This window comes from Nostoc flagelliforme FACHB-838 (assembly GCF_014698065.1).
GTDB classification, from domain to species: domain Bacteria; phylum Cyanobacteriota; class Cyanobacteriia; order Cyanobacteriales; family Nostocaceae; genus Nostoc; species Nostoc flagelliforme_B.
The window spans coordinates 1-2,211 of the sequence record NZ_JACJSI010000651.1 but is presented as its reverse complement, the minus strand read 5'-3'; the positions used below and the strand labels follow the sequence as shown (position 1 = coordinate 2,211).

Annotated in this window: 1 protein-coding gene and 2 pseudogenes; 2 read left to right on the top strand and 1 reads right to left on the bottom strand. The window is 36.4% G+C overall.

Annotated features, from left to right (window positions below):
* The first annotated feature begins 273 nt into the window (after positions 1 to 273).
* Together H6G97_RS50245 and H6G97_RS50240 are read left to right on the top strand one after the other, a co-directional pair.
* Positions 274 to 804: a GNAT family N-acetyltransferase gene (locus tag H6G97_RS50245; protein ID WP_190947675.1), complete on the top strand. Its 531-nt coding sequence runs from the start codon at positions 274 to 276 to the stop codon at positions 802 to 804.
* Positions 805 to 1,580: 776 nt separating this feature from the next.
* Positions 1,581 to 1,829, top strand: a pseudogene (locus tag H6G97_RS50240) (IS4 family transposase); the annotation flags it as partial.
* Between the two features lie 6 nt (positions 1,830 to 1,835).
* Here the strand turns inward: H6G97_RS50240 and H6G97_RS56445 are convergent.
* Positions 1,836 to 2,211: pseudogene (locus tag H6G97_RS56445) on the bottom strand (IS982 family transposase); the annotation flags it as partial.

The window sequence follows — 2,211 nt, the reverse complement described above, 5'->3', positions numbered from 1 at the left end:
TTCCACATTGCTTGACCGCACGAAGGGCATTTTTTTTGAACACAATCGAGTACTTCAAACGATGTTGCCTCTGGTTTTAAACTTTTTCTTGCCAAGTTTTTGCACCATTATTTGGCTACAAGGTCAAGATTACAGGATTTCCGCTCTTCTCTAGTAAGTTTTGCCACGCTAGGTTATAAGATATAAGGTAAGAAATTGCTAAGAAAAAATTTTTATCAGTGGCTATAAATAATCGCTGTTAAGGATTACAACCGCCAGCGCTGCCTAATTTCCTTGCGCGGTAATGACCTTGAAAGATTTCTAAATGTATCAAACTTAGTTGTACTAAACTGTGTAGCGGATAAACGTCATCCTTTTTTATTTCAAATGAAACTACAACCAATTGAACATCAACACTTGAAAGAATGCGCGAACTTGTTTGTTTCAGTCTTTAGCAATCCTCCCTGGAATGAAAACTGGGAGATTGAATCAGCTTTTAACAGATTGGAAGATTTTTATAATATGCCTTGGTCACACAGTGTTGTTGCCATTTTAGAAGAGAGAATTATCGGTTTTGCTATTGGTTATATTGAAAGATGGCATCAAGGTAACAGCTTTTACCTCAAGGAAATGTGTGTTGAATCCACTAAGCAACAAAGCGGAGTTGGCACAAAAATTATGGATGTGCTTTCCCAAAATTTAGTGGATAAAGGTGTCAATAAGATTTATCTATTGACAGCGCGAGATAGTTTAGCCTCAGCGTTCTATTCAAAGTGTGGGTTTTGTAATAATTCCAAAATAATTATGATGTCCAAAACCTTGTAATAGACTACAGATAATTTCTCCACATTTAACGAACAGAATACATGCGTCAGTCGCCAGAATTCAGAATTTAATCCTGTGCGAGTGGCGGATAGCGTAGCGTTAGCGACGTAGGAGCGTCTGAATAAACGGCGTTTTTGCTCCCCCACTAAATCGGAGATTTAGTGGTGCAATAATCGAGTGGTGGGTCTAAATCCCCCACTCATTAATTCTGACTCCTGAATTCAGCTATTCTGAATTCTTTTTGAATTTTTCAATTGAAATTCCATATTTAGAGAGGATATTCTTTTTGAGTTAAATAATATTATTTCCTAAATTAATTATATTTATTTTATTAGTTAAGATGCATCAAATATGGTTTAGGTTTCGGGGCTTGAATGTGTTGCCGAATTTTAGAGAATTGCTATAATGGCTTGAGTGCTGAAAGAACCAATGGTTCCCAAAATTAACCTGCCATGACATCAAGTTTTGTAGCTGGGGCAATAAGATTGTATTTTTTACGCAAGCGATCGCCGCCATTGTAGTAGTAGTTTGCAGTACTTCACGACAGCCTTAAGCGCACTTCACTCTTGGGAGTGATCACCTATGGTAGGCGGGTACGCCATCGCACATAATTGTCCCTGTGTGGAGTTATTCGGGGCGATGATGGTATACCGTAGAGTGACAAATGACACTTACGGGGGGACAAAATAGTCTAGAATGCTTATATTGCAAAGAGTGTAGCAATTTGTGGTAAAAGAAAAAGAGCATTTATTCGCAACAAGCTCTATTTAATGATAATGTTACCAGAATTCTACGAGACAAACCTCAAGCGAGAATTGGGACGTGCAGAATATTTATTACTAAAAATCCTGATAAATTTATTACAATCTATTAAAACTGTTAGCATTGAAGCATTGGCTACTGCTTTACCTATCCCCATATTTTTTGAAAGTAGAAGAAAGAAAGTTCAAAGATTTTTATCTTTAAATTACATAAATATTGAAGAAATTTGCTTCCCGATTATTAAAAGCTGGTTAGAGATATATTTTCCTTTCAATGACAGCACATTTGCGTAACAGAATTTTATCAATCAGTTTTACCAAACAGTTTTTCATTTTCTTCTTAGATTTTGTGACTAACTGCAACCCTCGCTTATATAACTCTTCAAACAATTTTTGAGAGATGTATCCTCTGTCACCAAACAGTTTGCTTTCTTATGTCTTTAGTCATATTTGGGACTGGTTTTCGCTCATCTACGAATGCTTGTGTTAGTAAAAATGCGAGTAATTCTCCACAATCATTAATAATTAAATGAAGCTTGAATCCAAAATGCCAGCCCACAGAATTTTTGCCCCATTTCACTAATCCTTTAAACACTTTGTGAGAATGCGCCCGACAGTTGTGACAAACATTAATTGGTGTGGAATC